Genomic DNA, 25,403 nt, shown 5'->3' on the forward strand with positions numbered 1-25,403 from the left:
TTGCGGAGCCCTCTGTCCGATCTGACAGCTGGTCGAGCGCTGGCGTCTCCACTAACCTCCGTCAGATGATCTCATCCTCCCATGGCATGAACCCCGCTCGACGGCGCTCTTACCTGGCTTTCGTTCCCGTGCTCACCCTCGGCCTGGTGGTGGCCTGCGGAGGCGACGACGACGGGTCGGGCGACTCGAGCTCGGGCTCGGGCGGCTCGAGCCCCTCGGCGCTCGAAGAGCGCCTCGCCGCCTGTCCCGACCTCTCCCTGACGAGCGATCCCAGCGCGAGCGCCTGCCTGGTCGGCACCTACGAGGGGACCACGCCTTCGGGCGAGGCCTGCAGCCTCGAGCTCGGCGAGGCCGGCGCCTACGAGTTCACGAGCCCCTCGCTCTCCGTCTCGCACACCGCGCCCGACGACACGATCTTCGTCTTCGATCACACGTCGATCGGCGGCTACGAGCTGCTCGCGTGGAAGGTGTCCGATCCGATCTCGACCGAGACCTGGTACGAGCTGGACTTCGAGGCTCACTTCGGCGCCGGAGTGGACGAGGCAACCTCGAAGATCCAGATCGAGGTCACGGAGTACGGCGAGGACACGACCACGAGCGTCGCCTGCGTCGTCGACCTGTGACGGCTCCCTCCGGCGGCACGGACACGGACGCCGAGAGGACGCCTCAGGCGAACGTGCCCGCGTGATCGCGCGGGGTGCCGTCCGCGGGACCCGGATCGAACGCGAACGGCGGGTACTGGTCGACCAGCGACGCATGATGGGCGAGGAGCCGCGCCTGCCACCGGAGCACGCCGCACTGGAAATCGTAAATGGCTGTCGGGACGCGCTCGGTGAAGAGGACCGCGACCGCCGAGACGAGCCACGCCAGGTAGGCGACGCAGGAGAGCAGCGCGAGGACGATGGCCGAGGGGAGGCTCGTGAAGAGGCGCAGGAGCGCGTCCTTCGCTGTCGGCGCGCCGGTCGGATCGATGTCGAGGCGCGCGGTCTCGGCGGGGCGATCGAGCGGGAGCCTGTCGGTGAGCAGGAAGAGATAAGCGAACGCGGCCTGTAGCCACACGAGCGCGCGCGTCAGCCTCGGGCCGTCCTCGGCCAGGAACCGGGCCGACCCCTTCTGAGCTATCAGCGCGGCCGCCACGGCGGGCAGGGCCAGATAGACAAGCATCATGACGAACCCCACCGTGACGCCGGCAATCGAGAGCGCCGCGAGCAGGAGGACACGCGCGAGGAGCTGGACGCGATCGAGCTTCCAGGGGCGCGTGACGGTGAAGGTGACAGGATACGATGTCATCTCGAGATCTCCCAGGTTCACGGCGCTTCACGCGCGCGCCGGGTAACTCCCCGCGATCTTCTTGGTGAATCGGTGGAGCCGGTGGACGAAGCCCGCGTCCGGGAGGAACATCAGCGGGCACTCGCCCGCGACCACGCGGATCCCGAGCTCCTGACAGGCTTGCACGGCAGGCGCGCTCACCGCACCCTGACCGACCCCCCGGTGCAGCCACACGCGCTGGATGCCGGCAGCGGCGCACGCCCGCACGATCTGCTCGGTGACCTGGGGCGGGGTCATCACGATCGCCGCCTCGACCGGGGGATCGATCGCGCCGACCTCGGCGTACGCTACGCGGCCTTCGATCACGCCGCCCCCCGGGTTCACCGGAACGACGTCGTAACCCCGATCGATGAGCTCCCGCATCACCATCCGGCTGAAGTCCTTGTCGTCATGCGATGCGCCCACCAGGGCCACCCGACGGTGGGAGAGGAATTCATTGACGTCTTCCATCCTGTTCCGCATTGGGGCCTCCCGCGCTCCGCTCGTGCGCTCGTCACGATCGACGATCGACGATTGCACGGCTCGTGCCGGCCGGCGCAGGCGCGGCGCAGGCCGGAGAGCCTGTCCTCTGCCGCGCAACACGTGCGCCTGCGGTGCAGGTCGTGCTGAGCGCGCGCCGCGCGCCTCTGCCTCGAAGTCCCGGACAGCGGGGAGCGCTGCGACGGTCCTCCGCTCCGGCGTCCGTGGTTCGCGCGCGCGTCTCGAAGAGCGCGACCCTCCGTCCGCCGAAGGTCCACGAGTGCAGCAGATCAGCGCGACGTCTGTGGGGACGACCAACTTACGGCGCGCTGCCGCGATCCCCGTGGTGTAAGATGGGGATCCCCATGGCATCGATGTTTGCGAGCGCTGGGCGGGGCACGGCGGCGCGTATCGCGCCGTCGCGGGGATCGACCTTGGACGTCATCTGCGCCGGCGAGGCCCTCTGGGATCTCGCGCCTCCGGGCGGGGCCTCGCTGCGGTTCCGGCCGGGCGGCGGCGCGGTGAACGCCGCGGTCGCGCTGGCGCGGAGCGGGCTGCGCGTCGGGCTCGCGGCGGCGCTCGGCGACGACGCCCCGGGCCGGGCGCTCCTGGCGAGGGTCGCGGCCGCCGGCGTCGACGTCGCGGGCGTGGCGCTGATCCCGACCCGCCAGGGGCTCCTCGTGCTGGAGGACACCGGCGGGGCGCGGCACATGGTCGCCCACCGCGCAGAGGACGATCTGCCCCTCTCGGTGCCCGAGGGGTGGGCGGCGCCGGTGCTGCTGCTCTCGGGGATCTCTCCGGCGCTCGCGCCGATCGCCGCGCTCTGCCGGGCCGCGCGGGCCGCGCGCCGCACGGGCACCGTCGTCGTCATCGATCTCAACGCGCGGTGGCGCCTCTGGGCCGGGCGCGATCCGCGCGTGCTCCACGCCCTGCTCCGCGAGGCCGACGTGGTGCGGTGCAGCGCGGCGGACCTCGCCGGGCTCGGGCTCGACGACGCCCAGGTGCGCGCCGCCATGCGGCCGAGCGCGACCCTGGTGCTCACCCAGGGCGCAGGCGCAGCGCGCGCCGCCGGCCCCTTCGGCGAGATCGCGCTCGCCCCGCCCGTCGTGGCCGGGACCCGCGCGGCTGGCGCGGGCGACGCGTTCACCGCCGCGATCTGCGCCGAGATCGCCCGCGCCGGCGACCACGGCCCGGAGCGCCCCGACCTCTGGACCCGCGCGATCCAGCGCGGTCACGCAGCGGCGAGCGCGAAGGTCGGCCGGCGCTGAGGCCGGGCTCCCCTGGGCGGAGCGCGCGGTCACGGGCCCTTCGGCCCGCGCACCAGCGCCCCCGTCGCGGGCCCGCCGTTCCACGCGAGGCTGAAGTAGACGTTCGTCCCGTCCACGGCGATGCCCCACGGGTAGCTCAGGTTGCGCGCGTGCGTCGCGAGATCGCTCCCGTCGAGCCGCGCGCTCTGCACCTGACCGTCGGCCTCCCGCGCGGTCGTCCAGAAGACGCGCGCGTCGTCGAACGCGAGCTGCGCGGGGATCTGCGGCAGATCCGGGACGACCCTGCGAAGCGGGCCCCCGGGCGAGAACGTGGCGATCCCGCGCCCCTCGATGAGCCACAGCGCGCCGCCGCGCGCCACGAGCGCGCGCGGGGCGGCCAGCGCCTCGTGCAGCCTCTCCGGCGCGCTCGGCGGCGCCGCGTCGCGCGTCACCCGGTAGATCGCGCCGTCGGCCGCGCCGGTGCCCCGCGCGGTCACGTAGACGTGGCCGGCGTCGAGCGCCACCCCGCTGGCGGCGCCCGGGATGGCCGCGAGCATCACCTTCGCCGCGCCGGGCTCGGCGCCGAGCGGCAGCGTGAACAGCCCGCCGTCCTCGAACGCAGGCGGCGTCCCCGCCTCGACCCAGTAGAGCGCGCCCTGGTCGACAGCGAGCGCCGTGACGCCGCGGGTGCCGGCCGCGAGCTCGGCCACCTCGCCGCCGGCCTTCGGGACGGCCGCGAGGCCGCGCGCGTGCGCGAAGTACACAGCGGCCTCGTCGAGCGCGAGCGGGCCCGGGAGCTCCTGCTCCGGCGCGAGCGCCACCGGCTCCCCGCCGCCCGGATCGAGCCGCATGACGCTGCCGTCCGGCGCGTCGCCCGTGCCCTGGTTCGTCCAGTAGAGCCCGGTCGCGTCCATCCCGAGGAACGTGGGCAGCCGGAGCTCGCCGGCGAGCACGGCGGCGTCGCAGGTGCCGTTCCAGCAGGCGTCGGCGCAGGTCACGCCGCAGGCCCCGCAGTGGCGCGGGTCCTCCGCGACGAGGACCTCGCAGCCGTTGCCGCCGTCGCCGTCGCAGTCGGCTCGCCCGGCGTCGCACGCGAGGGTGCAGGCGCCCGCCGCGCAGAGCGCGGTCGCGCCGTCGCCGCCCGCGCAGCGCGCGCCGCACGCGCCGCAGCTCTCGACGCTCGTCAGCAGGGCGGCCTCGCAGCCGTTGTCGCTGTCGCCGTCGCAATCGGCGAATCCTTCCGGGCAGAGGTCCTCGCGCGGCGCCGTGGGCCCGGGCGGCGCGGCGCTCGGCGGTGAAGAGCAGGCGGCGAGCAGGAGCGCGCCGAGACCGAACAGTGCGTGACAGGGGTTCGAAGGCATCGGCGTCTCCTCAGGGGTTCGGGTGGACGACAGGCAGGAACGCCACGCACATCTCGTCGAGCGTCGACTCGCCGAGGACGATGTCCTGCGGCGCGGGCAGGCGCTCCTCGATGAGCTGCGCCGCGAGCGCCGGGTTCTCCGTGGTGTTGTCGTACGTGCAGCGCAGCTCGATCGTGTCGCCCGACCGCAGCGTGGGCAGCTCGTCGATCGGCGCGTCGTAGCTGTAGAGCCGCTGCCAGTTGTAGTCCCACGCCGGCGTCTGGACGAGGCACTGGCGGTCGGCCTCGTCGCCCCGCGGATCGGCGCGGATCTGGTCGACCTTGAGGTCGACGCCGGCTCGGTGCATGTGGACGCCGGCGCCGTAGATCGAGATCTCGGGGATCGGGAAGTCGATGACGTACCGCATCCGCTCCACGTGCCCCCGGGCGCCGGCGGGGATCCGGAACTCGACGCTCCCGCGGTCGCCCGGCCCGGGCAGGAGCCCGTTGCCGTCCCGGAACGGCGCCTCGGCGTTGCCGAGCGCGAGGTTCGAGAGCGCGCGGCTCGGCTTCTCGTCCGCGAGGCGGAGCGCGACCCGGGTCGCGTCGGGCGAGGGCGCCTCGCCGGGCTTCGGGTGGTAGTGGACCTGCATCACGAGCAGCGCGTTCGCTGGCACCGAGATGCCGATGTCCGGCGGCAGCTCGAACGCCTGCGTGCCGGGCGCCCAGGCGCCGAGCAGCGACGTCTCGGAGAGGCGCGCGTCGCCGAAGCACTCGTAGCTGCCGCTCTCGCCGCCGAGCGCCTCGCCCTCGCGGTTCGCGTCGATGAAGAGCAGCGCGTGGTGCACCACGGCGCGGTTGCCCGGCAGCACGTCGTAGCCCTGGACCCACGCCTGCTCCGTGAGCCCCGGATCGAGGACGAAGCAGCGGAAGCTGTCGGAGCCCTCCGCCGCCGCGAAGGGGGCCCTGGGCGAGAGCTCGAGGTCCGTGCGCGACAGGCCCGCCGCGACGGGGGTGGTGGGGGCCGGGGCGTCCGCGGGATCCCCCTTGGGCGCGCCGGCGTCGCTCCAGGCGCGGAGCAGGGCGATCTCGTCGAGGGAGAGGTGCAGGTCCCCCCGGAACGGGCGAGGGGGCGCGCACTCGTCGGTCGGCAGGGCGCCCCACGGGGGCATCCGCCGCGCCTCGGTCTCGTCGGCGATGACCGGCGCGAGCGCCTTCGCGCTCTCGTACGAGGCCAGGCTCACCGGCGCGGTGCCGCCCTGCGCGTGGCAGCCGAGGCAGCTCTTCTGGAGCAGCGGCTCGATGTCCCTGTGGAATGTCGGGGTGCTCGCGCCCGGCGCCGACTCGGCAGAACAACCGAGGAGGAGCGCCGTGGCGGAGGGCAAAACGAAGTGGATGAGAAGACGCATGCGGGGCGCCCAAGCAGCGGGCGTGCCCGAGAGGATTGGCCGCAATCCGCGGGCGGCGCGCGAGGGCGCGTGTCCGCGTCCGGACAGGTGTCCGCGGCGGAGGCGGACAGGTGTCGTGCGCCCGCGGTCCGGCGCCGGTTTCTTGCGGGGGACGAGCGAGGGATGCGGACTGGAGCCCTCCCGCCTGACCTCCGAGGAATCCCTGCAATTGCAGCCCTTTTCAGCGGAGACAATTTCACAGGGAGTCGGCAGACGGGGAGGGAAATCTTCAAAATACTCCCCGTCTCCCTGCCTCCCTGTGAATACTCCCCGCTTCCGCGCCTGGTTCGTATCAGGCGCCTTTGCGCGCGAGCCGATAAACCGTCGCCACGAGCTCGCCCGGCTGGACCGGCTTGGCGAGGTGGAGCTGGAACCCGGCGTCCCGGGCCTGAAGGATGTCCTCGCGCCGGGCGAAGGCGGTGAGCGCCAGCGCCGGCACGGAGCCACCGAGGTCCGGAGCGCGGGATCGGAGCTCCCGAAGGAGGGCGTAGCCGTCCTGCTCCGGCATGGCGATGTCGCTGACGAGCACGTCGGGCCGAGCGCGGCACATCATCTCCAGCGCTGCCGAGGCCGAGCCGGTCTCGTCCGCCTGGGCGCCTGCCTCGCGCAGCACCATGGTGACGAGCTCCCGCGCGTCCGGCTCGTCGTCGACGACGAGCACGCGCAGCCCGTCGAGCCGGGGGAGCGTCCCGGCCGAGGGATGCTCGATCTCGGACGAGACCTCGGAGCTCTCGCTCTGCGCCAGGGCCACGGCCCGCACCGGCAAGCGCACGCAGAAGGACGCCCCCTTCCCCTCGCCGTCGCTCTGCGCGCGGACGGCGCCGCCATGGAGCTCGACGAGGTATTTGACGATCGCCAGCCCCAGACCGAGTCCGCCGTGCTGCCGTGTGGTGGCCGCCTCCGCCTGGCGGAACCGCTCGAACACGTGCGGGAGAAAGGTGGCCGAAATGCCTTTCCCGGTATCCGTCACCGTCACCTCGACGCCGCCCGGATGGAGCGCCGTCTGGAGTCCGACCTGCCCGCCGCCCGGCGTGAACTTCACGGCGTTGACCAGCAGATTCGTGACCACCTGCTGGAGGCGATCGGGATCACAGACGATCTCCCCGACACCGGGATCGAGCCTGACGTCGAGGGCGACGGCCTTCGCGTCAGCGGCCGGCCGGACGGCGTCGACGGCGGTGCGGACGAGCTCGTTCACGCTCGCGTTCCTGGGGTAGAGGCGGATCTTCCCGGTCACGATGCGCGAGCTCTCGAGGATCTCCTCGATGAGCCTGGCCTGCGCCTCGGCGTTGCGTTCGATGACCTCCATCGCCTTGGGCGCGAGCTCCGGCCGCGAACGCTGCATGCGCGCCCACCCGAGGATCGCGGTCAGGGGCGTGCGGAGCTCGTGCGAGACGATCGCGAGGAACTCGTCCTTCAGCCGGCTCGTCTCCTCGGCCTGCGCCAGGACCTCGGCCCGCTGCTGCTCGAGGCGCTTCTGATCGTCGACGTCGGTGCAGGTGCCGAACCAGCGGAGGATGCGCCCCGCGTCGTCACGCATCGGCACCGCGCGGCCCAAGAACCAGCGGTATGCGCCGTCGGCGCGCCGGAAGCGGTACTCGATCTGGTAGTCTTCCCCCGTCTCGACGGAGCGAACCCACCGCTCCCAGGCGCGTTGCTGATCGTCCGGGTGCAGCTGGTCGTTCCAGCCGGCGCCGTGCGTGGCGTCGGGCGTCTCGCCGGTGTAGTCGTACCAGCGGCGGTTGTAGAAATCGTGATAACCGTCGGGCCGCGTCGACCAGACGAGCTGCGGCATCATGTCGAGGATGCGGCGAAGGCTGCGCTCGACCTCCGGGATGTCGTGGGTCTCCGAGGTCAGCGCTGGAGCGGCCGGCACCGGGGCGGCGCGCTCCTCGACGAACAGGATCCCGACGAACGCCACGGCGCCTGAAGCGTCGCGGATCGGGAAATAGTGCCCGGTGAACGGCGCGCCGCTGATCGAGCCGAGCGGCACGGCGCGCGAGACGCCGTCGAGCGCCGCGCGAAGCGCCGAGGCGTGCCCGCCCCGCAGCGCGGACGCGATCTCGTGGCGGTCGTCGGCGCGCGTGCCGAACCTCGCTCGATACGCCGGGTTCTCGTGGGTCGCGACGCCAGCCGGGCTCAGCACGAGGACGGGGAGGGGGAGCCCTCCGATGACGTCGTCGAGCCACAGCTGCTCTTGCTGCTGCTTCATCCGCAACGACATCCTATAGCGCACCGGCGCGATCGGCGCCGTCGGCGCGTCGCGACCTCGAGGCGGACGAGCGGCTTCGCGAGCAGGCGAGCGTGCCGGGGCGATTCGAATGCAACCGCCTCGCAAGCTCAGCCAGTCCTGGCCTGTCCGTCGTACCTGGGCATCACGCCCGTGTCCTTGAGCCGCATCCGCGCGCAGCGCCGGCGCGCGTGACGTGGACGCGACACGCCAGCGTCAGCCCTCGCCGGCCGCCTGCGCGTCGCCCTCGATCTCGCGCTTCAGGGCGCGATCCAGCACGAACGTCCCGAAGGGGACGAGCGACGCGACGAGCGCCGCGAGCGAGCGGCGATGCGGCCAGTCGCGCTCGCTGGCCACGCGAATCAGCGCGCCGACGAACAGCAGGAAGAGGAGCCCGTGGGCGCTGCCGACGATCCGCACGGCGATCGGCAGCTCGAAGAGGTACTTGAGCGGCATCGCGACGCCGAGGAGGACAAGGAAGGACAGCCCTTCCAGGAAGCCGACGAGGCGCAGGGCGCGGAGCGCGCTCATCGTTCGACACCAGACCAGGTGGGGGGAAAGACCATCATCAGCAGCACCACGAAGAGAGGGGTAAAGGTCGTTACGAACCCGCCGATCGTCCGTCGATCGCGCGCGGCGCCATGGACGAGGGCGAGCCGTGAAGCCAGCGACAGCGGGATCGCCGCGGCGATCCAGAGCTCCGTCATGGGGAGTTGCCGCAGCGCGGTCAAGAGGTATCCCGCGATCCACGTGACGACCAGCCCCGGGGAGGCCGCGGCGTGGGTGGTGGCGCGCTCCCGATCGACGAGGGATGCGGCGACAGATGCTGGCGTGATTCTGCGGGCCATCGCGGCTGCGCGCCCGTGCGCCTCAGCTCGCTCTCTTGCTCCTCTCGGCGGCGATCTTCCGCATCTGCTGATCGTACGGGTCGAGGACGCTCACTATGCGCTGCGTCAGCTCGGGTCCCGCGGCTTCGGGCACCCCGGCGTTGAAGGGCGGGGCGGGGTCGTATTCCAGCATGAGCTGCGTCAGCTTCGCGGCATCGTCCCCGCGCAGCAGCGCCAGCAGCGTCAGCCCGAAATCGATGCCTGCGGTCACCCCGCCGCCCGAGATCCGGTTGCGATCGACCACGACGCGCGCCCGGACGCACTCCACGCCGAACGCCTCCAGGATGTGGCGCGTCGACCAGTGTGTCGTGGCCTTGTATCCTTGCATCAAACCCGCCGCGGCCAGGATGAGCGACCCCGTGCACACGGAGGTCACGTACCTGGAGCGGGCGCCCCGATCCCTCAGGAACCGAAGGATCTCCTGATCCACCATGGCGTCGGGGGTGCCCATGCCGCCCGGCACGAACAGGATGTCCAGGTCGTCCGGACAGTCGCTGAAGGTCGCCGTCGGCTGGATAGGAACCCCCGAGTCCGACATGATCAGGTCGCGCGTCTTCCAGAGCAGATAGGTCGTCGCGTGAGCGGTCAGCACGCTTTGCGGGCCGATCAGATCCAGCGCCGTGAGGCCCGGGTAGAGCACCATGCCGACCCGGAGCGGCGGCTGAGGATCTGGCAGCTTGATATCGTAGGTGTCCGCCATCGTTCGTCCCTGAACCCTTTCGTTTCGTCTCGTCATCTGCCGATGAACGCTCGATGGCGGGGCTTCGTCTCGACGCGGCCCCGCGCATGGCGTTCACGAGCGCGGCTGAGCGCGCTTCGCAGGCCTGACTGTGAGCGGCGCCGGCCGCGGCGGAAAGGACATCGTCCCCTGCTTTCAGGACACGCGGGCGCAGGGCCCCGCGCCCCGTCGCGCGCGACCGCGCGCGAAGGATCCGGCGAGCGACGACGGCGTGCGGCCGGGCGCCCGGCGTCCGCTCACGCTCGACCGAAGCGCCTCCGGTAGTCCTCCGGCGTGACCTGCAGGGTGCGCTGGAACGCGCGCCGCATCCGCTCGTCCGTGCCGAAGCCGCAGTCGCGCGCGAGCTGCTTCATCGAGGCTCGGCCTCCCTCGAGGCAGGAGCGCGCCTGCTCCAGCCTGGCCGCCTCGACGAACTTCGCGGGGGTCATCCGCATGGCCCGGGTGAACGTCCGCGCGAAGTTGCGCGGGCTCATCCCGGCCCTCTCCGCCAGCGCCTCGACGCGCAGGTCGGCGTCGAGGTGCCGGAGCACCCAGTCGATCACGCCCTGCAGCGGGCCCGCTGCGACCGTCTGCGCGAGGAGCGGGCGGCTGAACTGGGACTGTCCACCCGGGCGCTTGAGGAACACCACGAGCCCCCGCGCCACCTGGAGCGCCATGTCGTATCCGAGATCCTCCTCCACCATCGAGAGCGCGAGGTCGATGCCCGCTGTCATGCCCGCCGACGTGTAGATCTTTCCGGACCGCACGAAGATGGCGTCGGGGTCGACCTCGACGCCGGGAAACTCGCGCGCGAGCGCCGCCGCGGAATGCCAGTGGGTGGCCGCGCGGCACCCCGCGAGCAGCCCCGCGGCGGCGAGGAGGAAGGCGCCCGTGCAGACGGCGCCCATGCGCCGCACCTCGGGCGTCGTCGCGCGGAGCCAGGCGAGCAGCCGGGCGTCCCGCGTCGCTTCACGGGTCTCGCCCCCGGCGACGAGCACCGTATCGATGCCGGGCGCCAGATCCGCGAGCGCCTTGTGGGCGACGATCTGCACCCCCGACAGCGTCCGGATCACGCCGCCGTTCACGGCCGCGATCTCGACCGCATAGGCGGGGGGAGCGCCGGGCACCTTCGCGCTCGCGATGTCCGAGGCCAGGGCGAATACGTCGGTGGGCCCCACCACGTCGATGGCGCTCGCGCCGTCATACGCCACGGCCACGACCCTGCGCGTCGGTCCATGGCGATGCGCGCGCGGCGCGGCAGAGGGAGCGGATTTCGATGCAGACAGCCGCTTCACGCGACGACGGTAGCTGGCTGGCCGGTGGCCGTGAAGATAAAGTACCTGCATTTCCTGCCAAAGTGGCCGACATGATACGGATGACGAGCGTCACCAAGGTCTACCGGCGCGGCCTGTTCGAGACCCACGCGCTCGCCGGGTTCACGCTGCACGTCGCGCGCGGCGAGTTCCTCGCCGTGATGGGCCCCTCCGGCTCCGGGAAGACGACGTTCCTCAACGTCGCAGGGCTCCTCGATCCCTTCGACGGGGGCGAGTACCTGCTCGACGGCGAGCCGATGCAGGGGCTCTCCGACGCCCGCGCGAGCGCGATCCGGAACGGGAAGATCGGCTTCGTGTTCCAGAGCTTCCAGCTCATCGCCGACCTCGACGTGCTCGACAACGTCGACGTGCCGCTGCGGGTCCGCGGCCTGGCCGCGCGCGTGCGGCGCGAGCGCGCCCTGCGCGCGCTCGAGGGCGTCGGCCTGAGCGCGCGGCTCCACCACCGGCCCAGCGAGCTCTCGGGCGGCCAGCAGCAGCGCGTCGCGATCGCGCGCGCGCTGGTCGGCGAGCCCTCGCTCCTCCTGGCCGACGAGCCCACCGGCAACCTCGACTCCCGAGCGGCGCGGCAGATCCTCGATCTGCTCGAGCGCATCCACGCCGGCGGCACGACGATCGTCATGACCACGCACGACCCCGAGCTGGCGGCGCGGGCGCGCCGCAGGGTCCACGTGCTCGACGGCAAGCTCATCGATCCCTGGGCCCCCGCGCCGCCGGCGCCGCCCTCGGAAGCTCCGCCGGAGGGCCTCCCGTGACGGCTGGCGACGCGCTCCGGATGGCCCTCAGGAGCCTCGGCCGGCAGCCCGGGCACACCGCCATCATGCTGCTGGCGTTCACGCTCGGCCTCGCGGCATGGACCGCCGCGCGCGCGGTCCTCCACGCGCGCGCGTCCGATCCGTTCGCGTCGGCGCGCGGGCTCTACTTCGTCTCCCTCCCGCGGGAGGGCGGCGCCGTCACCGATCCCAGGGCGATCGATCCCCCGAGCTACCGCGATCGCGTCCTCCTCGAGAGCCCCCACCCTTCGCGCGCGTCGGATCTCTTCGCCGCCGTGGCCGCCGGGAGCCCGGACGACGGCCCGCTCGTCCCTGTCCAGGTGATCTTTTGCACCAGCGATCTCTTCGGGATGGTGGGCGCAACGGTCCGGAGCGGCGCGATCTGGCCGGCGGCGGAGGGCGCCGGCCACGAGCGCCCTGTCGTGCTCTCCGACGCGGCGGAGCGCGCGCTGTTCTCCGGATCGAGCGGGATCGGGCGCGCGCTGCGGCTCTTCGGCGAGCCGTTCCGGGTGGTCGGCGTCGTCGCGCTCCCGGCCGTCCCGCGCACGCGCGCCCCGCGCACGGCCGTGGTCTTCGCGCCGAGCGCCGCCGGCCTCGCGCTCGGCGTCCGGCCGGCGCTGGTCCGTGAGGTCGAGGACCCGGGCGGCAGCTTCGACGCGCTCGCCGCCACCGACAACGGCTGGCTGGATCTCGTGGTCGAGCTGCGGGACGAGCCCAGCCGGGCCGCGTTCCAGGCCGAGCTCGACGCCTACGTCCGCGGCGAGCGCGCGCGCGGCCGGCGCGTCCTCGGGGCCGAGCTCGTGCCGCGCGAGCGCCTGCACGCGCTCCGCGCGGACGACCCCGGCACGACCCTGTTCGTCCTTCTCGCCGACGTCCTCCTCGGCGCCTGCACGCTCAGCGTCGCGCGGCTGCTCGAGGGGAAGCTCCGGGCGAAGCGCGCCGAGATCGCCGTCTACCGCGCGTTCGGCGCGAGCGCCCGCGCCGTCTTCCTCGGGCTCCTGACCGAGGTGGCGCTCGTGGCCGCGAGCGCCGCCGCGCTCGCCATCGGCGTTGCCGCGGCGGCGCTCGAGATCGTCAACCGCGTCATCCACCTCCGGCCGGTCGACTACCACCTCGAGGCGCGCTCGGCCGGCGCGGCGCTCGTGGCCGCGATGGCCGCCGGCCTCCTCGCCGGCGCGTACCCGGCCCTGCGCGCGGCGAGGATCCCTCCGGCCGAAGGGCTCCGGCGATCGTGCTAGGCCCCCTCGTCAGGGCGCTCTCTCGCCGGAAGACGCCCGCGCTCCTCATGGTGCTCGAGACCGCCTTCGGCTTCGCCGTGGCCGTGCACGCCTCGGGGCTCGCCGTCCACTATGCCCGCGGCGCGTCCGCGCCGCGCGGCATCGAGACGCGGTCGCTGCTCCTCGCCGCGACCGAGCGCGACGGCCCGAGCTTCGCGTCCCTCGACGAGCGCGGGGCCGCGGTCCGCCGCGACGCCGCGGCCCTCGCGCGCGTCGCCGGCGTCCTCGCCGCCGCCGAGGCGGCCGCGGCGCCGTTCAACCTCACGCACAGGGAGGTCGTCGAGACGACCCTCCCGGGCGGCCCGCGCGCGGTCGCCTGGATGCTCGACGATCGCGGCGGCGTCGCCGAGGTCCTCGGCCTCGCTCCCCTCGCGGGGCGCCTGCTCGCCGCGGGGGACACCGCGGGCGCGGAGGCGACGCCCGCCGTCGTCACGCAGGCGCTCGCGGCGCGCCTCTTCCCGGACGGTCGCGCGGTCGGGCAGATCGTGCGCCGGAGCGCCCGGCAGAGGCCCCTCGTCGTCGTCGGCGTCGTCCCGTCGTTCCGCGTCTCCATGGGCCGCGATCCCGACGACGCCCAGCGCGCCCTCTTCGCGGCCGAGGAGCCCGCCCTCGGCCGCTCGCTGACGTACCTCGTCCGCGTCGGTCCGGGCGCTGACGACCGCGCCGGCGCGCGCGTGCGCGAGGCCCTCGAGCGCGCCGATCCGCGCCGCGCCGTGCTCGTGCGCCGGCTCGACGAGGGCGTCGACCTCGACGCCGGCACGAGCCGCGGCGCGGGCGGCCTGGCCCTCGCGCTCCTCGGGGCGATCTTCGTCGTCGTGTTCCTGGGGCGCATCGGGATGGCCTCGCTGCTCGTGGCCGAGCGCCGCCAGGCCCTCGGCATCCGCCGCGCCCTGGGCGCGACCCGCGCCGACGTCGCGCGCCTCGTGCTCGCGGAGAACGCGCTGCTCACGACGGCCGGCCTCGCCGCCGGCGCCGTCGCCCTCGCCGGGCTCCGGGCCGCGGCGCGCGCCGCCGCCCCCGAGCTCGACGTGCCCCTCGAGCCGCCGACGGCCCTCCTGGTCGCCGTGGCCTTCTGGCTCGCGGGCATGGCCGCGGCGGTCGTGCCCGCGCTCCGAGCGAGCGCCGTCTCCCCCGCGGAGGCGTCGCGATCATGACCTCCTTCCACGCGTGGCCCCGCGCGCCTCTCCGCGTGCCCCTCCGGGTCCGCCTCGCCGCCGTGGTCGCCCTGACCGCCGCCGCCGCTTGCGCCGGGAGCCTCGCCGCCGCGCGATCGCAGGCGTCCCTGCCCGTGTCCGCCCTTGCGGGGCTCGGGCTCGCCCTGGCCGCCGGCGCGCTCGCCTCCCGCGCGCTGCTCGGGCGCGCGGTCGGCCTGCTCCGCGCGGTGACCGATGGCCTCTCGAGCTTCGCCGAGTCCGACTACACGCAGCGCGTCCGGCACGACCGCCGCGACGAGCTCGGGGATCTCGTCGAGCGCCACAACCGCCTCGGCGACGCCCTGCGGGCGCAGCGCGACGACCTCTACCAGAAGGAGCTCCTGCTCGAGACGGCGCTCGACGCCACGCCCGTCGCGATGGTGCTCCACGACGAGGCGGGCCGGATCGTGTACGGCAACGGCGCCGCGCGCGCCCTCTTCGCCGCGGGCGAGCGCGTCGGCCAGAGGACGCTCTCCGCGCTGCTCGCGGGGGAGCCCGAGGAGCTCCGCGCCGCGATGGTCGCCGGGCGGGACGCCCTCGTGTCCGTCGAGCGCCGGGGCGAGCTCGAGACGCTGTACGTCGCCCGCCGCGCCTTCCGCCTGAACACCCAGGCGCACGTCCTCGTCTCGGTCCGGTCGCTCACGCGCGAGATCTCGCGCCGGGAGGCGGAGCTCCACAGGAACGCGATCCGGTTGATCAGCCACGAGCTCAACAACTCCCTCGCGCCGATCTCCTCGCTCCTCCACTCGGGCCGCCTCCTGCTCGATCGCCCGGAGCAGCGGGAGCGCCTCGGCGTTGTCTTCGACACCATCGAGGAGCGGAGCGCGCACCTCGCCCGCTTCCTCGCCGCGTACGCCGAGCTCGCGCGCCTCCCGCCGCCCGCCCCCGAGCGGGTCGCGTGGCGCCCCTTCCTCGAGCGGCTGCGCGGGCTCGCGCCCTTCACGCTGGGCGGCGCGCCGGACGAGCCAGGGTTCTTCGATCCAGCGCAGATCCAGCAGCTCCTCCTGAACCTGCTCAAGAACGCCGTGGAGGCCGGGAGCCCGCCCGACCGGATCGAGGTCTCGGTGCGGCGCCTCTCGACCGGCGAGCTCGCGCTCACGGTGGCCGACCGCGGCCACGGGCTGCCGGACGACGCCCCGGGCAAGGCGCTCCTGCCCTTCTACTCGACGAAGCAGCAGGGCCGCGGGCTCGGCCTCGCGCTCTGCCGCGAGATCGCGACCGCGCACGGCGGCGCGCTCGCGCTGCGGCGCCGCGAGGGGGGCGGGGCCGAGGCGGAGTGCCGCCTGCCGCCGCCGCCGGACGAGCGCGCTACTTGAGCTTCCGCTCGATCTGGATCCCGAGCCGGTCCATGCGCCGGTAGAGCCCCTGCCGGCTCAGGCCGAGCGACGCCGCGGCCTTGGCGACGACGCCCCGCGCCTCGACGAGCGCGCGCTCGATCTCGAGGCGCTCGGCGGAGGGCGCGGAGGACGCGGCGTGCGCGGCGCCGGTCGCGATGGGCGCCGGCGGCGCGCGCGCGGCCGCGTCGAGCCCCAGGTCGTGCGGCTCGATCGTCTCGCCCTTGCGCACCAGCGCCGCGCGGGTGAGCCGGTTCTCCAGCTCGCGGACGTTGCCCGGCCAGTCGTGCTCGGCGAGCGCGTGGCGCGCGCGCGGGCCGAGCGTCACCCGCTCGCCGCCCGCCGCGCGCGCGGCCAGGCGATCGAGCAGGTGGCTCGCGATCGGCGCGATGTCCTCGGGGCGATCGCGCAGCGCGGGGATCGTCAACTCGATGACGTTGAGCCTGAAGTACAGGTCTTCGCGGAAGGATCCCTCGGCGATCGCCCGCGGGAGATCGCGGTTGGTCGCGCTCAGCACGCGCACGTCGGCCTTGCGGGTGACGCTGCTCCCGAGCCGCTGGTACTCGCCGGTCTGGAGGACGCGCAGGAGCTTCTTCTGGCCGTTCAGCGACAGCGTGCCGATCTCGTCGAGGAAGAGGGTGCCGCCGTCGGCCTCCTCGAAGCGGCCGGCGCGGAGGCGGGTCGCGCCGGTGAACGCGCCTGGCTCGGCGCCGAACAGCTCCGCCTCGACGAGCTCGTCGGGCAGGGCCCCGGCGTTCACCTTGACGAACGGCCCGTCCCGCCGCCGCGAGTTGGCCTGGACGATGGTGGCGAGGAGCTCCTTCCCGGTCCCGTTCGGCCCGGTGATGAGGACGGGCACGTCGGCGGGCGCGACCTTGACGGCGAGGCTCACGACCTCGTGCATCGCGTCGCTCGCGTACACGAGCCCGGCCAGGTCGTGGCGCTCGGCGAGCCTGTGCCGCGCGCGCCCGCGCTGGGCCAGGAGGCGCGCGTTCTCCTGCTCGAGCGCCCGCAGCCGCGCCAGGTTGCCCACGGTGGCGACGAGCTTCTGGTCGTCCCACGGCTTGGGCACGTAGTCGCTCGCCCCGGCCTTGATCAGCTCGACCGCGCCCGCGATCGACGTGAACGCGGTCATGGCCACGACGGGCAGCTCGGGGTCGACGGCCTTGATCCGGCGGAGCAGCTCCATCCCCTCTTCGCCCGAGGTGGCGCTCTGCCGGAAGTTCATGTCCTGGACCACGGCGCCGAGCTCGTCGCCGAGCACCGCCGCCATCGCCTCGTCGGGCGTGGCGGCGACGCGGACCTCGTGCCCGTGCAGCTCGAACAGCGTCGTCAGCGCGACGCAGACGGCGGGCTGATCGTCGATGACGAGGATCTTCGGCACCCGGCGAGACTAGCGTGTCCGCCGCCGGCGCTCGTCACATCCCGTAAGGGTACTTGGCCAGGTCGATCACGCCGCTCGCGCGGACCTGCTGCAGGGCCTTCCCGTACTGGAGGAGCATGCCCAGCGCGTAGCGGAGCCGCTCGCGGATGCGCTCGTCGTCGGGGGACTGCGGCGCCTCCGGATCGTTGAGGAGGCTGCGGACGTTGCGCACGATCACGTGGTCCGGGATGTAGCAGAGGTACGTGTTCTTGTAGCTGCTCATGCGCAGCTCCGCGATCGGGTAGGCGCCGCCCGCGCTCGCGGAGACCCCGACGATGAGCGCGGGCTTGTGCGCGAGCTCGCCCCGGGAGCACAGGAGGAAGAAGTTCTTGAGTCCCGCGGGGACCATGCCGCCCCACTCCGGCGCGATGATCACGAAGGCGTCGGACGTCTTGAGCTCGGCGGAGATGGGGGCCCAGACGCGCTCCCATTTCTCGGACGGCTGCCAGACCTCCGGATCCCAGAGCGGAAGCGGGTTGTCGGCGAGATCGAGCGTGTACGTGGAGGAGACGTCCGCCGACGACGACAGCTGTTGCTGCACGTGGCGGGCGATCTTCCCCGATTCGGAGCCGTTGCGGTGACTGCCTGAGATGACAGCGAGCTTCATAGGGTCTTGCGTGCGGCCGGCGACGGATCGCGCGGCGCTCCTCGGTGATCGGTGGATTGCGGCGCGATGCTACCCCGCGCTCGCGCGGCGGGTCGAGGAATCGGAGATCTCCGGAGCATCCACCGGCGCGAGGGTGCCGCTCCCGTGCGGGGATGTCCAGCGCGACGCTCGGCGGCTCCGGCGCTGTCGCCGCGGGGGTTGTCCTCGGTTTCTGCGTCGACAGGCGCGCCCGGATCTGCTGGAAGTAGGGAAAGGAAACGGCGGCGGGTCGGCTCACGCTCTGCCGCGCTGGATCGATGGAGGGCGCGATGGCGGACTGGGATCCTGCGCAGTACCTGAAATTCGAGGACCAGAGGGCGCGTCCCGCGATTGACCTGCTCGGCCGGGTCGACCTCACCGCGCCGGGCGACATCGTCGATCTCGGGTGCGGGGCCGGCAACATCACCCGCCTCGTGGCGCAGCGCTTCCCGGGCCGGGGGATCGTCGGGGTCGACAGCTCGCCGGAGATGCTGGCGCAGGCGCGCGCCGCGCTGCCCGGGGCGCGGTTCGTCGAGGGGGACATCGCGCGCTTCGCGCCGTCCGCGCCGCCCGCGCTGATCTTCAGCAACGCCGCGCTGCACTGGCTCGACGACCACCAGGCGCTGTTCCCGGCGCTGCTCGGGCGGCTCGCGGCCGGCGGCGTGCTGGCAGTACAGATGCCGAGGAACCACGGCGCGCCGTCGCACGCGGCGATGGTGGAGGCGAGCCGGTTGCCTCGCTTCCGCGACAAGCTGGCGGCGGTGGTGAGGGAGAGCCCGGTCGCGGCGACGGCGGCGTATTACGGGACGCTGGCGCCGCTCGCGGCGCGGCTCGACCTCTGGGAGACCGAGTATCTGCACGTCCTCGAGGGCGCGAATCCGGTCGTCGAGTGGACCAAGGGGACCGCGCTGCGACCGCTGCTCGCGGCGCTCGATGAGCACGAGCGGGCCGAGTTCCTGGAGGAGTACGGCGGGCGGGTGGCGGCGGCGTATCCGAAGGCGGCGGACGGGAAGACGCCGTTTCCGTTCCGGCGGTTGTTCCTCGTCGCCACGGCGCGGTGAGCGCGGCCGCCGCGCGGATCAGCGCGTGTACTCGATGGCGCCGACGCCTTCGGCCTCGGGGAGCACGGTCACGAGCGCCTGCGCTCCGACGGAGGCGGACGAGAGCGAGGAGCGGACGGCGACGAGCCATGTCCGGTCGCTCCTGCGCGCGACGAGGATGGCGCAGCGCTCGCCCTGGGGCGTGCCCGCGCGCGCCTCGGCCTCCTGGACCACGCGCGCCTCGGAGGCGTCGCAGCCCTGGACGTCGAACTTGCGGTTCAACAGCGCGGTGAGCGCCATGCTGGCGGCCTTCTTCGCGGTGACCTCTTCGGCCGTCGGGGCCGCGGGGGGCGGCGCCGGGGCGCACCCGGCGGAGAGCGCTGCGAGGAGGGGGATCCACCGTGCAATGGGGCGTGTCACGGCGCTGTCTTATCGCGGCGGCGCGGCCACGGGAAGCCCTCGTCGCGCGGGGCTGTTTGACGCCGGCCTGCACGGTTGAGCCGCCGCGCGTGGAGCGACACGGCGACTTACGTGGTTAAACAATGGTTCATTTCGCTCATTTACGCTCATGGGAGACATGGCTGGAGGCGTGCGCGCAGCTTGCCCACCTCATGTAGGTGGCAGTAGCGTGCTGCCCATGCCGACGCTCGAGCACAACGGTTTCGTCGACATGTTCCGCGAGAATCCGTCGCTCGCGCCTCATTTTCTGGAGATCCTCTTTCACCTGGATCTCCCGCCGTATGCCACGGTCGCGGTCGTCGAGGCTTCGCTGGACCAGCTCCTCCCGGTCGAGTTCTGCGCCGACCTGGTGCTCGAGCTCCGCGACGGGGCCGGTGCGCTGGTGCTCTCCATCGTCCTCGAGGTCCAGCGCGACATCGATCGGCGCAAGGGCTACTCATGGCCTGTCTACGTTGCGGTCGTGCGGGCCCGGAAGGAGTGCTCGGCTGTCGTCCTCGTCGTCGCGCCCGACGCGGAGGTGGCCGCCTGGGCCGCGCAGAAGATCGATCTCGGGTTGGGGCTCGGGACGCTCCAGCCGCTGGTGCTGGGGCCGGCGAGTGTGCCGGAGGTGACGGATCAGGCCGAGGCGGAAAAGGAGACGGAGCTCGCCATTCTCTCGGCCGTGGCGCACGGCAACGGACCGAACGGCCTCGCCGTGGTCCAGTCCGCGCTCGGGGCGCTCGGACGGCTCGACCACGAGCACGCGGCGGTGTACTTCCAGATCGTCTACAATGCGTTGCGTGACCCCATGCGGAGAGCCCTGGAGGCGCTGATCATGGAGAGGCAGACCGAAGGCAAGGCAACTTTTCCCCCGTTCGCCCAGCAGCTCATCGAGCGTGGCCGGATCGAGGGCATCCGGGAGGGCAAGCTCGAGGGCATCCGGGAGGGCAAGCTCGAGGGCATCCTCGAGGCCAAGCGCGACGCATTGCTCCGGCTGGTGGCGCGCGCTGGGATCGCCCTCACCGCCGACCATCGCGAGCGCATCCAGTCGTGCAAGGACCCTGCGATCCTCGATCGATGGGTCGATAACGCACTCGAAGCAAAGGACGCTTCCGAGGTGCTCTCCTGACGAGCGGCGCTGTCGCCCGCGTGACGGCACGCCGACTCGGCGAGCGCGATCGCCGCCGCGCGGGCGAGCCCGTTGAGGTGGCGTGTCCGGAATCGTGTCCGGGTGCTCCGGTCCTCGCGACCGCAGACTACCCGCAACGAATTCAAGGAGAACGCCGATGTCTTCCCTCACGCACTACCTGGTCATCGATCTCGAGGCGACCTGCAGCGACGACCCCGCCTTCCCCCGCGACGAGATGGAGATCATCGAGGTCGGCGCCGTGCTCGTCGATGCCGCCACCCTGCGACCCGCCGCCGAGCTGCAGTGCTTCGTGCGCCCGATCCGACACCCGCGCCTCTCGGCGTTCTGCATGCGGCTGACGAGCATCCGCCAGGCCGACGTCGACGCCGCGCCGCGCTTCCCCGCGGCGGCGGCGCGGCTGAGGGAGCTGGTGCGCGGAAGACAGGCGCTCTTCTGCTCCTGGGGCGGCTACGACAAGCGGCAGCTCGAGCGCGACGCCCGCCGCCACGGGGTGGCGCTGCCCTTCGGCGGCGATCACCTCAACCTCAAGCGGGCCTTTGCCCGCCGCCTCGGCGCCGAGCGTGAGCTCGGCGTGGGGCAGGCCCTGCGCCGGGTCGGCCTCTCGTTTCAGGGGACGCAGCACCGCGCCATCGACGACGCCCGCAACATCGCGCGGCTCCTGCCGCACGCGCTGGGCCTCGAGCCCCACCCCGCCGGCGTTCCCGGGAGCCCCGCCGCGCCGGCGCTCACCGGCCCTCCGGCGGCGTCTCCGGGGCCTCCGGCGCCTCCAGCGCCGCGAGGAGCGCGGTGAGCCCCTTCTTCAGCGAGGCCATCTGCTTCTCCCCCATGGCTCGCGTGAGCTCCTCCTCCAGCTCGTGCAGCACCCCGAGCCCGTGGAGGAGCATCTTCAGCCCGTGCGGCGTGAACCGCACCCGCTTCGCCCGCCGGTCCTCCGGATCGGGCGTCCGCTCCACCACGCCCGCCGCCTCGAGCTCCTCCACGAGCTGACCCACCGCCTGCTTCGTCACGCCGGCGCGCTCCGCCAGGTCGATCTGCCGCGTGCCCTCGAGGTCGATGTACGGCATGAGCGCCGTGTGCGCCCGGCGCACCCCGGTCGCGCCGCGCCGGACGACGCGCGCCACCGCCCGCTCGTCGAGCAGCCGCGCCGAGCGGAGCAGGAGCTGCCCGAGGCTCGCGCGCTTGCGCCGCTCGAGCTCGGCGACGTCGCATGGATCGAGGTCGTGCTTGTTCATGATGGTCAACTTACTTGACCAAATGGTCAAGCTGATTTACCAATTGAAACATGCTGCGACGGCTCGATCAATCCCTCTGGGTTGCGGAAGACACGTTGAAGGTGGGGTTTCTCCGGTTTCCGGTGCGATCTCCGGTCGTGCGCCTCGAGGACGGCGGGCTGCTGCTGTTCTCGCCGCTCCCGAGCGTGGAGCGGGAGGCGGACGAGATCCGCGCGCTCGGCGAGGTGCGGGCGATCGTGGCGCCGAACCTGCTGCACCACCTCGGCCTCTCGCCGGCGGCGCGGCTGTTCCCGGGGGCGCGGCTGTTCGGCGCACGGGGGCTCCGCGAGAAGCGCCCTGACGTGACGTTCACCGGCGCGCTCGACGGCGCGCCCGACCCGCTCTGGTCGGCGGAGATCGACCAGGCGGCGGCCTTCGGGATGCCGAAGCTCGAGGAGACGGTCTTCTTCCACCGGCCGAGCAGGACGCTCTTCGTCTGGGATCTCTGCTTTCACATCGCGCAGAGCGAGCACCTCCCGACGCGCCTCTTCATGCGCCTGAACGGCGCCTACGGGAGGTTCGGCCCGTCCCGCATCGCGCGCTCGATGATGCGCGATCGCGCGGCGGTGCGCGCCTCGGTGGACCGGATGCTCGCGTGGGCGCCGGAGCGCATCGTGGTGGCGCACGGCGACGTCGTCGAGCGCGGCGGTCGAGACGCGCTGCAGGGCGCGTTCGAGCGGGTGCTCTGACGTCCCTGACGGTGTGATCGTCGAGAAGGTAGTGGCGGTGCTCGCTCACCGTGCGGCCGGCAACCGGCTGGAGGCGTCGCTCACTGGCGGCGCCGCTTGAACCGGGCGCGCAGGCCGGATCGCCCTGCGCCAGGCCTCGGGCAGCCTTGCGGACGCCACGTTCCCAGGATGCCTGGCCCCCGACAGGCAAAGACGCGTACCCCGCGCTCCTCGCCGCCGTCGCGGGCCTGACGCTCGGCGCGCGAGCCCGCAGGCGGCGCGCCGCGAGGCGCGGCCGCGCCGCCCGCGTGAATGCGCAGCGCCGAGAAGGAGGACCGCGCTCGTCGCGCTCCCCGGCGCCCCTTTCGCGCGATGGCTTCAGGACGATCGCGCCGTCGTACCAAGCGTGACGAGAAGCTCTTCGAGCTGCTCGAAGGTCTCGCCCATCCCGCTGTACGCGCCCGAGGCCAGTGCGGCGTCGCGCGCTTGCTTCGATCGATAGAGCTCGTGCAGCACCTGCAGCGTCTTGCCGCCTTTTTCCTCGAGGGTCACGGTCGTGACGGCGCCATCGTCGCCCGCTTCGTCGTTCGTCCACACGATGCGCGAATGCGGTGTCACTTCGAGGTACGTGCCGAAGAACGCCATCGCCTGCGCGGCATCGTGACCAAAGACCAGGCGGTAGCTGCCGCCGGTACGAATATCCGCTTCGTAGGAAAGCAGAGGCACGGGCATCGACTTCGGTATCCACCACCGCCTGAACAGCTCCGGCGTGGTCCACGCCTGGAACACGATGCGCGCCGGGGCATCGAAGGTCCGTGTGACGACGATCTCGCGATCGGACTTCGGTTCCACCGTCGTGCGATGACTCGTCAATTGGGGCTCACTCTCTTTGCTTGCGTCCATCGACGTTCTCCTTTCGTTTCAGCTCCTCGATGACCTTGTCCAGCTCGTCGAAGCGTGCGGCCCAGAGCTGGCGGTACCTCTCGATCCACGCCATCTCTTCGTCGAGCCCGCGCGGGCCGAGCTTGCAGGTACGCACGCGGCCGACCTTCTCGGTGGTGACGAGCCCGGCCCGCTCGAGGACGCCGACGTGCTTCTTCATGCCCGTGAGGGTCATGTGAAACTTCTCGGCGAGGTCCGTGATCGAAGCGTCGGCTCGTCCGAGCTGCTCCAGAACGCCGCGCCGGGTCGCGTCGGAAAGCGCGGCGAAGGAAGCATCGAGGCGGGCACTCGAATACTGAACCATGTGGTTCAGTATATAACGCGCGCCTCGGCGTCGTGCAAGAGGAGATCGAGCGCGTGCTCCGTCACTCGCCGCCCCGCGCGCCGCTCCCCCCGCGCCTTCGGCCACGTGAAGGCCGCGCCGCGCTCGGCGTCGGAGAGGATCAGACAGTCGAGTCGCCAAGGACGCCAAGAGGCGCGATTTTCACGTGTCTCTGGCGTCCTTTCTGTTCACTTTCGCTGTGTCCGGTACGGCCGAGCGCCGCGCCGTCTAGTGGAAGTCCGGGTGGACGCAGACGTCGGCGGCGTTGGTCGCATAGCCGAAGTGAGCGCCGACGTTCGCCTTGCACTTACCGCGGGTCATCCTGCCGGGATGTCGTGCTTCGGCGATGCGCCGAACTTGCGCGTGTAATCGCGGCTGAACTGTGCCGCGCTCTCGTAGCCGACGTCGAACGCCGCCGCGGAAACCGAGATCGTGCCGGCGCGCAACAGGCGGCGGGCCTCGAGGAGCTGCAAGCCCTTCCGATACTGAAGCGGCGACGACGCCGTGATCGCCTTGAAGTGCTTGTGAAACGAAGACGGGCTCATCCCGACGCTGCGCGCGAGCTTCGGGATCTCGACGGGCGATCGAAAGTCACGCCGCAGCTGTGCGATCGCGCGCGCGATCGCGCTGGCGTGGCTGTCATGGCGGATCAGGTCGCGCAGCATGCCGCCGAACGGCGCCGTCGCGAGCCGGTAGTGGATCTCGCGCGAGACGAGCGGACCGAGCACCGCTGCGTCCGTCCGCGAGCCCGCGAGCGCGAGATAGCGATGGAGCGCGTCGACGAGCCTGGCATCGCAGGTGTGGACCGCCAGCGAGCGAGGCGGCGCGGCGGAGGGGAGCGAGTCGGCCATTGCCTCGTACAGATCGCGCAGCGTATCCAGCTCGACATCGAAGAGCAGCACGAGGTACGGGGCCTTCGTGACGCGCGCGATCACCGGAAGGTCGTGGCTGATGAGCAGGCACTCGCCGACGCCCATCGGAAACGAATCGGCTCCCAGGACCGTTTCTTTTCGCCCCTGGAGGACAAGGCCCATGACCGGCTCGTAGACCGCGGCTTCGAACGAGGTCGGCTGGTGGTGCCGGAGGATGCCGATGTTCTTCAGCGGTCGCACGTACTGGCTAGCGCGGTCCTCCGGGCGAGGGAGCTGGCGCGCGGCGAGCTCGGCGAGCGCCGCGAGGTTCATGCGGAGAGCGTAGCACCATCACGCTTTTCTGTCCCCGGCGAGAGGATCGAGCAAGAAGCAGAGAGCTACCGGCAAGCACCCCGCGACGTGCGGTCGTACGTTGAGCTCATGGCGAACAACACGCTGACCGTGCATCACCTCGGTCGCTCCCAGTCGGAGCGGATTGTCTGGCTCTGCGAGGAGCTCGGGCTCGACTATGCGCTGAAACGGTACGAGCGTCGAAAAGACAACAGGATGGCGCCGCCGGAATACAAGGCGCTTCACCCGATGGGGACGGCGCCGATCCTCACCGACGGGCAGCTGGCGCTCGGCGAATCCGGCGCGATCGCTGACTATCTGATCGCGACCCATGGCGAGGGGCGGCTCGCCGTGCAGCGCGGCCAGCCTGGGTTCGCCGACTATCTCTACTGGTTCCACTTCGCCAACGGGACCTTGCAGCCGGCCGTCTTGCGGGTGTGGTACCTGGAGCGCGTCGATGCGTCCGAGAAGAACGCGGCGCTGCATGCGGCGAAGGATCGGTTCAACCTGATCTTCTCCACGGTGGATCAGCGTCTGGGTGAGGCGCCTTATCTCGCCGGTCCGGAGCTGACGGCGGCGGACATCATGACGGTGTTCTCGCTGACCACCATGCGGCTGTTCAAGCCGTACGACCTCTCGCCGTGGCCGAACATCCTGGCTTATTTGCAGCGGATCGGCGCGCGCCCCGCGTATCGACGCGCGATGCAGAAGGCGGATCCGGACATGACGCCGTTGCTGGGGGCCACTCCATGACCGA

27 protein-coding genes are annotated in these 25,403 nt (G+C 72.4%); 11 read left to right on the forward strand and 16 right to left on the reverse strand.

Features of this window, described 5'->3' with window-relative positions:
- The first annotated feature begins 86 nt into the window (after positions 1-86).
- Positions 87-623, forward strand: a complete 537-nt coding sequence (locus WMF34_RS45060; RefSeq protein ID WP_162144053.1) for a hypothetical protein — start codon at positions 87-89, stop codon at positions 621-623.
- Between the two features lie 43 nt (positions 624-666).
- Here WMF34_RS45060 and WMF34_RS45065 read toward each other — a convergent pair whose 3' ends face one another.
- On the reverse strand, positions 667-1,290 hold the full coding sequence (locus WMF34_RS45065) for a DUF4389 domain-containing protein (RefSeq protein WP_012241434.1): 624 nt from the start codon (positions 1,288-1,290) through the stop codon (positions 667-669).
- A 27-nt stretch (positions 1,291-1,317) separates the two neighbouring features.
- Positions 1,318-1,779 carry a CoA-binding protein gene (locus WMF34_RS45070; RefSeq protein ID WP_231864584.1) on the reverse strand — a complete coding sequence of 154 codons (462 nt, stop codon included), beginning with the start codon at positions 1,777-1,779 and terminating at the stop codon, positions 1,318-1,320.
- A gap of 374 nt (positions 1,780-2,153) precedes the next feature.
- Here WMF34_RS45070 and WMF34_RS45075 point away from each other — a divergent pair, with 374 nt between their 5' ends.
- Positions 2,154-3,056, forward strand: a complete 903-nt coding sequence (locus tag WMF34_RS45075; RefSeq protein WP_437991687.1) for a PfkB family carbohydrate kinase — start codon at positions 2,154-2,156, stop codon at positions 3,054-3,056.
- 29 nt (positions 3,057-3,085) lie between these two features.
- Here WMF34_RS45075 and WMF34_RS45080 read toward each other — a convergent pair whose 3' ends face one another.
- From WMF34_RS45080 to WMF34_RS45110, 7 genes are all read right to left on the reverse strand, one after another.
- The gene (locus WMF34_RS45080; protein ID WP_437991688.1) at positions 3,086-4,396 is read right to left on the reverse strand and encodes a hypothetical protein; all 1,311 of its coding nucleotides are present in this window, start codon (positions 4,394-4,396) and stop codon (positions 3,086-3,088) included.
- Positions 4,397-4,406: 10 nt separating this feature from the next.
- On the reverse strand, positions 4,407-5,783 hold the full coding sequence (locus tag WMF34_RS45085; RefSeq protein ID WP_437991689.1) for a hypothetical protein: 1,377 nt from the start codon (positions 5,781-5,783) through the stop codon (positions 4,407-4,409).
- Positions 5,784-6,114: 331 nt separating this feature from the next.
- Entirely contained in the window at positions 6,115-8,034 is a 1,920-nt protein-coding gene (locus tag WMF34_RS45090) for a hybrid sensor histidine kinase/response regulator (RefSeq protein ID WP_437991690.1), read from the reverse strand.
- 234 nt (positions 8,035-8,268) lie between these two features.
- The gene (locus tag WMF34_RS45095; RefSeq protein ID WP_012241440.1) at positions 8,269-8,583 is read right to left on the reverse strand and encodes a DUF3817 domain-containing protein; all 315 of its coding nucleotides are present in this window, start codon (positions 8,581-8,583) and stop codon (positions 8,269-8,271) included.
- Positions 8,580-8,759 (reverse strand): hypothetical protein, encoded by a 180-nt coding sequence (locus WMF34_RS45100; RefSeq protein ID WP_231864585.1) that lies wholly within the window; start codon positions 8,757-8,759, stop codon positions 8,580-8,582. Before WMF34_RS45100 ends, WMF34_RS45095 begins: the two co-directional genes overlap by 4 nt.
- Positions 8,760-8,922: 163 nt before the next feature.
- Positions 8,923-9,639, reverse strand: a complete 717-nt coding sequence (locus WMF34_RS45105) for a DJ-1/PfpI family protein (RefSeq protein ID WP_437991691.1) — start codon at positions 9,637-9,639, stop codon at positions 8,923-8,925.
- A 275-nt stretch (positions 9,640-9,914) separates the two neighbouring features.
- A complete protein-coding gene (locus WMF34_RS45110) occupies positions 9,915-10,874 on the reverse strand; it encodes a GlxA family transcriptional regulator (RefSeq protein ID WP_044967338.1) in 960 nt (319 codons plus the stop codon).
- A gap of 149 nt (positions 10,875-11,023) precedes the next feature.
- Here WMF34_RS45110 and WMF34_RS45115 point away from each other — a divergent pair, with 149 nt between their 5' ends.
- The 4 genes from WMF34_RS45115 to WMF34_RS45130 are packed head-to-tail and all read left to right on the forward strand — an operon-like array spanning position 11,024 to position 15,547.
- A complete protein-coding gene (locus WMF34_RS45115; RefSeq protein ID WP_012241444.1) occupies positions 11,024-11,743 on the forward strand; it encodes an ABC transporter ATP-binding protein in 720 nt (239 codons plus the stop codon).
- Positions 11,744-11,763: 20 nt separating this feature from the next.
- A complete protein-coding gene (locus WMF34_RS45120) occupies positions 11,764-12,999 on the forward strand; it encodes an ABC transporter permease (RefSeq protein ID WP_437991692.1) in 1,236 nt (411 codons plus the stop codon).
- The gene (locus tag WMF34_RS45125; protein ID WP_437991693.1) at positions 12,993-14,192 is read left to right on the forward strand and encodes an FtsX-like permease family protein; all 1,200 of its coding nucleotides are present in this window, start codon (positions 12,993-12,995) and stop codon (positions 14,190-14,192) included. The genes WMF34_RS45120 and WMF34_RS45125 overlap by 7 nt, the downstream gene beginning before the upstream one ends.
- Complete coding sequence (locus WMF34_RS45130; protein WP_437991694.1) at positions 14,189-15,547, forward strand: sensor histidine kinase; 1,359 nt, start codon at positions 14,189-14,191, stop codon at positions 15,545-15,547. Before WMF34_RS45125 ends, WMF34_RS45130 begins: the two co-directional genes overlap by 4 nt.
- Here WMF34_RS45130 and WMF34_RS45135 read toward each other — a convergent pair.
- Together WMF34_RS45135 and WMF34_RS45140 are read right to left on the reverse strand one after the other, a co-directional pair.
- Positions 15,540-16,949, reverse strand: a complete 1,410-nt coding sequence (locus WMF34_RS45135) for a sigma-54-dependent transcriptional regulator (RefSeq protein WP_012241448.1) — start codon at positions 16,947-16,949, stop codon at positions 15,540-15,542. The two genes, WMF34_RS45130 and WMF34_RS45135, sit on opposite strands and share 8 nt — an antisense overlap.
- 34 nt (positions 16,950-16,983) lie before the next feature.
- Complete coding sequence (locus tag WMF34_RS45140; RefSeq protein WP_437991695.1) at positions 16,984-17,595, reverse strand: NADPH-dependent FMN reductase; 612 nt, start codon at positions 17,593-17,595, stop codon at positions 16,984-16,986.
- Between the two features lie 308 nt (positions 17,596-17,903).
- On the opposite strand from WMF34_RS45140, the gene tam reads away from it, so the two are divergent.
- Positions 17,904-18,674: a trans-aconitate 2-methyltransferase gene (tam, locus tag WMF34_RS45145; RefSeq protein ID WP_437991696.1), complete on the forward strand. Its 771-nt coding sequence runs from the start codon at positions 17,904-17,906 to the stop codon at positions 18,672-18,674.
- 18 nt (positions 18,675-18,692) lie between these two features.
- On the opposite strand, the gene WMF34_RS45150 is transcribed toward tam, so the two are convergent.
- Positions 18,693-19,073 carry a hypothetical protein gene (locus tag WMF34_RS45150; protein WP_012241451.1) on the reverse strand — a complete coding sequence of 127 codons (381 nt, stop codon included), beginning with the start codon at positions 19,071-19,073 and terminating at the stop codon, positions 18,693-18,695.
- Positions 19,074-19,290: 217 nt separating this feature from the next.
- Between WMF34_RS45150 and WMF34_RS45155 the strand changes: the two genes are divergently transcribed.
- Both WMF34_RS45155 and WMF34_RS45160 read left to right on the forward strand, forming a co-directional pair.
- A complete protein-coding gene (locus tag WMF34_RS45155; protein WP_437994709.1) occupies positions 19,291-20,220 on the forward strand; it encodes a hypothetical protein in 930 nt (309 codons plus the stop codon).
- 157 nt (positions 20,221-20,377) lie between these two features.
- Positions 20,378-21,031 carry an exonuclease domain-containing protein gene (locus WMF34_RS45160; RefSeq protein ID WP_437991697.1) on the forward strand — a complete coding sequence of 218 codons (654 nt, stop codon included), beginning with the start codon at positions 20,378-20,380 and terminating at the stop codon, positions 21,029-21,031.
- Here the strand turns inward: WMF34_RS45160 and WMF34_RS45165 are convergent.
- On the reverse strand, positions 20,967-21,473 hold the full coding sequence (locus tag WMF34_RS45165) for a MarR family winged helix-turn-helix transcriptional regulator (protein WP_437991698.1): 507 nt from the start codon (positions 21,471-21,473) through the stop codon (positions 20,967-20,969). The two genes, WMF34_RS45160 and WMF34_RS45165, sit on opposite strands and share 65 nt — an antisense overlap.
- A gap of 50 nt (positions 21,474-21,523) precedes the next feature.
- On the opposite strand from WMF34_RS45165, the gene WMF34_RS45170 reads away from it, so the two are divergent.
- Positions 21,524-22,201: a DUF4336 domain-containing protein gene (locus WMF34_RS45170; RefSeq protein WP_437991699.1), complete on the forward strand. Its 678-nt coding sequence runs from the start codon at positions 21,524-21,526 to the stop codon at positions 22,199-22,201.
- Positions 22,202-22,558: 357 nt separating this feature from the next.
- On the opposite strand, the gene WMF34_RS45175 is transcribed toward WMF34_RS45170, so the two are convergent.
- From WMF34_RS45175 to WMF34_RS45185, 3 genes are all read right to left on the reverse strand, one after another.
- Positions 22,559-23,083 (reverse strand): SRPBCC family protein, encoded by a 525-nt coding sequence (locus WMF34_RS45175; RefSeq protein ID WP_173427437.1) that lies wholly within the window; start codon positions 23,081-23,083, stop codon positions 22,559-22,561.
- Positions 23,061-23,426 (reverse strand): ArsR/SmtB family transcription factor, encoded by a 366-nt coding sequence (locus tag WMF34_RS45180; protein WP_437991700.1) that lies wholly within the window; start codon positions 23,424-23,426, stop codon positions 23,061-23,063. Before WMF34_RS45180 ends, WMF34_RS45175 begins: the two co-directional genes overlap by 23 nt.
- Before the next feature lie 335 nt (positions 23,427-23,761).
- Positions 23,762-24,628: an AraC family transcriptional regulator gene (locus WMF34_RS45185; protein ID WP_012241458.1), complete on the reverse strand. Its 867-nt coding sequence runs from the start codon at positions 24,626-24,628 to the stop codon at positions 23,762-23,764.
- Positions 24,629-24,736: 108 nt separating this feature from the next.
- Between WMF34_RS45185 and WMF34_RS45190 the strand changes: the two genes are divergently transcribed.
- Positions 24,737-25,399, forward strand: coding sequence for a glutathione S-transferase family protein (locus WMF34_RS45190; RefSeq protein WP_012241459.1), 663 nt, complete (start codon positions 24,737-24,739; stop codon positions 25,397-25,399).
- Positions 25,400-25,403 lie beyond the last annotated feature (4 nt).

Source organism: Sorangium sp. So ce145 (assembly GCF_051525985.1).
In the GTDB taxonomy this organism is placed as follows: Bacteria; Myxococcota_A; Polyangia; order Polyangiales; family Polyangiaceae; genus Sorangium; species Sorangium cellulosum_B.

Bases quoted from the DNA above. Each gene is read 5' to 3' on its own strand.
- WMF34_RS45120 (WP_437991692.1), top strand. From the start codon at position 11,764: ATGGCCCTCAGGAGCCTCGGCCGGCAGCCCGGGCACACCGCCATCATG.
- WMF34_RS45065 (WP_012241434.1), bottom strand. From the start codon at position 1,290: ATGACATCGTATCCTGTCACCTTCACCGTCACGCGCCCCTGGAAGCTC.
- WMF34_RS45175 (WP_173427437.1), bottom strand. From the start codon at position 23,083: ATGGACGCAAGCAAAGAGAGTGAGCCCCAATTGACGAGTCATCGCACG.
- WMF34_RS45075 (WP_437991687.1), top strand. From the start codon at position 2,154: ATGGCATCGATGTTTGCGAGCGCTGGGCGGGGCACGGCGGCGCGTATC.
- WMF34_RS45070 (WP_231864584.1), bottom strand. From the start codon at position 1,779: ATGGAAGACGTCAATGAATTCCTCTCCCACCGTCGGGTGGCCCTGGTG.
- WMF34_RS45100 (WP_231864585.1), bottom strand. From the start codon at position 8,759: ATGACGGAGCTCTGGATCGCCGCGGCGATCCCGCTGTCGCTGGCTTCA.
- WMF34_RS45155 (WP_437994709.1), top strand. From the start codon at position 19,291: ATGCCGACGCTCGAGCACAACGGTTTCGTCGACATGTTCCGCGAGAAT.
- tam (WP_437991696.1), top strand. From the start codon at position 17,904: ATGGCGGACTGGGATCCTGCGCAGTACCTGAAATTCGAGGACCAGAGG.
- WMF34_RS45105 (WP_437991691.1), bottom strand. From the start codon at position 9,639: ATGGCGGACACCTACGATATCAAGCTGCCAGATCCTCAGCCGCCGCTC.
- WMF34_RS45095 (WP_012241440.1), bottom strand. From the start codon at position 8,583: ATGAGCGCGCTCCGCGCCCTGCGCCTCGTCGGCTTCCTGGAAGGGCTG.
- WMF34_RS45085 (WP_437991689.1), bottom strand. From the start codon at position 5,783: ATGCGTCTTCTCATCCACTTCGTTTTGCCCTCCGCCACGGCGCTCCTC.
- WMF34_RS45140 (WP_437991695.1), bottom strand. From the start codon at position 17,595: ATGAAGCTCGCTGTCATCTCAGGCAGTCACCGCAACGGCTCCGAATCG.
- WMF34_RS45115 (WP_012241444.1), top strand. From the start codon at position 11,024: ATGATACGGATGACGAGCGTCACCAAGGTCTACCGGCGCGGCCTGTTC.
- WMF34_RS45080 (WP_437991688.1), bottom strand. From the start codon at position 4,396: ATGCCTTCGAACCCCTGTCACGCACTGTTCGGTCTCGGCGCGCTCCTG.
- WMF34_RS45180 (WP_437991700.1), bottom strand. From the start codon at position 23,426: ATGGTTCAGTATTCGAGTGCCCGCCTCGATGCTTCCTTCGCCGCGCTT.
- WMF34_RS45130 (WP_437991694.1), top strand. From the start codon at position 14,189: ATGACCTCCTTCCACGCGTGGCCCCGCGCGCCTCTCCGCGTGCCCCTC.
- WMF34_RS45190 (WP_012241459.1), top strand. From the start codon at position 24,737: ATGGCGAACAACACGCTGACCGTGCATCACCTCGGTCGCTCCCAGTCG.
- WMF34_RS45170 (WP_437991699.1), top strand. From the start codon at position 21,524: ATGCTGCGACGGCTCGATCAATCCCTCTGGGTTGCGGAAGACACGTTG.
- WMF34_RS45185 (WP_012241458.1), bottom strand. From the start codon at position 24,628: ATGAACCTCGCGGCGCTCGCCGAGCTCGCCGCGCGCCAGCTCCCTCGC.
- WMF34_RS45060 (WP_162144053.1), top strand. From the start codon at position 87: ATGAACCCCGCTCGACGGCGCTCTTACCTGGCTTTCGTTCCCGTGCTC.
- WMF34_RS45090 (WP_437991690.1), bottom strand. From the start codon at position 8,034: ATGAAGCAGCAGCAAGAGCAGCTGTGGCTCGACGACGTCATCGGAGGG.
- WMF34_RS45160 (WP_437991697.1), top strand. From the start codon at position 20,378: ATGTCTTCCCTCACGCACTACCTGGTCATCGATCTCGAGGCGACCTGC.
- WMF34_RS45165 (WP_437991698.1), bottom strand. From the start codon at position 21,473: ATGAACAAGCACGACCTCGATCCATGCGACGTCGCCGAGCTCGAGCGG.